Source organism: Neobacillus drentensis NBRC 102427 (genome assembly GCF_001591445.1).
Classification (GTDB): Bacteria; Bacillota; Bacilli; order Bacillales; family Cytobacillaceae; genus Neobacillus; species Neobacillus drentensis.
The window spans coordinates 1-2,845 of sequence record NZ_BCUX01000118.1 but is presented as its reverse complement, the minus strand read 5'-3'; the positions used below and the strand labels follow the sequence as shown (position 1 = coordinate 2,845).

2 protein-coding genes are annotated in these 2,845 nt (G+C 39.9%); both read left to right on the top strand.

Features of this window, described 5'->3' with window-relative positions:
* The first annotated feature begins 181 nt into the window (after window positions 1-181).
* Window positions 182-475: a hypothetical protein gene (locus tag BDR01S_RS24370; RefSeq protein ID WP_066259239.1), complete on the top strand. Its 294-nt coding sequence runs from the start codon at window positions 182-184 to the stop codon at window positions 473-475.
* Window positions 476-739: 264 nt separating this feature from the next.
* A complete protein-coding gene (locus tag BDR01S_RS24365; RefSeq protein WP_066259234.1) occupies window positions 740-2,770 on the top strand; it encodes a peptidoglycan recognition protein family protein in 2,031 nt (676 codons plus the stop codon).
* Window positions 2,771-2,845: the final 75 nt, after the last annotated feature.

Genomic DNA, 2,845 nt, shown 5'->3' with positions numbered 1-2,845 from the left:
CACTGGTCATGAAAAAGCAAAAGTGAGTGCATAAATAGCATCAAAGAGGCAGAAGTTCACCTTAGGGCTGAACTTCTGCTTTTTATTTTGAGCTTCACGGTTATGAATTAAATATTTATTTTTAGATTTTGTTCCAAATCACCTTTTGCTCCATATGCTTTAGGATAAGGGGTGAAATGTAATGTCAACTGACCAATTTGATATCGAAACGCTAAAGAGCATAAGGAACAAACTTGATTACATCTATTTTATCGCAAAAAGTAATTACAATGACAACCCTGAATTAATGGACACGATTGAAAACTTAGCTCTGATTTCAAACATGTTTACGAATGTAAAAATTCAAGAGTTAAGCCAGAAAAAGGAAACATCAAGCCCTCAAGGGTACATTTTATCAAAACTATCCCACTCCTACTCTAGAATGAAGGAGTATGAAAAACAAAAAGAAACTGATTTCCCAACGTGGAAGCTGTGAAAACAAGCTAACTGCAAGTTGGAGGAGGCTATCCGCAAGTTGAGAGGCTATCCGCCAGTAAATCCGCAAACCGATCCATTTTTATGACCAAACCCAGAGAGAGGTGTATATTGCACTTCTCTCTTTCAATTCACTGGTGCCTGACACCAAATTTTTTAACATTATTTTAAAAAACGAAATTCCCCTTAGAAACAGCATAACAGTCATAGTATAATAGATTTTATGAGTCTATCAGACATGTAAACTATTATACTAGGAGGAAAAATGAGGAAAGTAGTCATCTCTGTCTTGTCACTATTGATTTTTGTTTTCGTACAGCCTTCATTCATGAGCGCAGCAGGTACGACATACCCCAAAGTAAATGATTATATCACTGCTGAGAAACTAATCCCTGCTAAGGTTGAATATGATCATAAAAGCATATTTACTAAATTTACTTATCGTAATGGTTATGGTGAAGTGGAGGGCGTTGTTGCTCATGAGACGGCAAATAACAACTCAACCATAACCGGTGAGATTGCTTATATGACGAGAAACTATCGAAGTGCCTTTGTGCATGCGTTCGCTGATGGTTCACGTGTAATCGAAATTCATGACCCGAATTATGGAGCCTGGGGTGCGGGTTCCTATGCGAATCAACGATTTGTGCATATTGAATTAGTGCGAGTGAAGACGTTTGATCAATTTGCACGATCCATTAATAACTATGGGAATTACATTGCATCGGTGCTTTATGATTATAATTTGCCTGTGGTAAACGCTGAAAAAACAGGCGAAGGTACGCTCTGGACTCATTCAGCGGTCACCAATCACTTGGGTGGGACCAACCACGCGGATCCGCATGCTTATTTAAAGAAGTGGGGTTATAGCTGGGATCAGTTTGTCCAGTTAGTCACAACGAAATATAAAACACTTCCAAATAAAACGGAGAATACCAATCGATTAGGTCAGATCCTAAACGGCCAGGTGATGATTTATCAAGACTATAATAATACCGCATCTGCTTCTCCAGCAGGTGAACCGTATACGAACCAAACATTTTATATTAAAAAATTAGCTTTTGTTAGCGGGCAGACGTATTATCTGCTAAGTGAGCAGCCTAGCAGTGTTGACGGAGTGATTGGCTGGACAAAGGCCTCTGATTTGCTTTCGTATCCAGAATCGACTGTGAAATCTACATCGAAAACATTATATGTTACTGGCAAGGGCAGCGCTTATAGCAAGCCATGGGGCATGAAGAAAGATGTCATCTATAGTTCCCTTTCCAACTATAAAGACCAAGAGTTTAAAGTAAATGGAACGGAAACCGTTGGAAATATGGTTTGGTACCGTGGCGATCTCGATGGAAAAACGGTCTGGGTTTATTCTAGTAGAGTGGCCCCAATAGTGGAGCAGACTACCAGCCGGTTAGGACAGATCAAAAATGGCAACGTCCAGATCTATAAAACGGTTGGTACTCAGACGGGGGCCATTCAAGCGGGTTCAACTTATACAGGGACCGTTTACTACATTAAGAAACAGGCGACCATCAATGATCAAACCTATTATCTAATTAGTAACCAGCCTAGCAGTGTTACAGGCGTAATCGGCTGGGTAAAATCGTCTGATCTAACTAATTATACTCATACTATCTATGACAAAAATGCGAAAACAATGTATTTAACCGGCAAAGGCAGTGCCTATAGCAAGCCATGGGGCAGTACAAAGGATATCATTTTTAAAGATCTTTTGAAAAATAAAAACCAAGCATTTAAGGTCAATTTAACTGAAAAGGTTGGCAGTAACACTTGGTACCGTGGAAGTTTAGCTGGGAAGACAGTCTGGATTTCAGGAGGCTACCTATCCCAAACGCTGGAAAGTGCAACAAACCGTTTGGGTAATATTAAAAAAAGCAATATCAGGATTTATAAGAAGCTAGGGGCGAGCTCATACTTTACGGCGGTGTCCTCCTATACCAATAAGGTTTACTATATTAAGAGAAAAGGTATGCTCAATGGGCAAACTTATTATTTAATTAGTAAAAGTGATAATGGAACAAATGTGGTCGGCTGGGTAAAATCCTCCGATATATCCAATATTAGCTATGCTGTAGTAAGTCAAAAAGCCAAAACATTGTACCTCAAAGGAACAGGCAGCGCCTACAGCAAGCCTTGGGGCGGGAAGAAAGATGTCGTTTTTCAGAAGCTTTCTTTGTACAAAAATAAGAAATTCACAGCGGAGCTTACTGCGAAAGTAGGGAGTACCACCTGGTATCGAGGTAAGTTAGCTGGAAGAACCGTTTGGTTGATGCAATAGTCCTCGTGCTCCAAAGCGCTTTAAAGGGAAACAAGAACCCCCCTCAGATTATTGTTAACGGGTTTACTTGTGAGG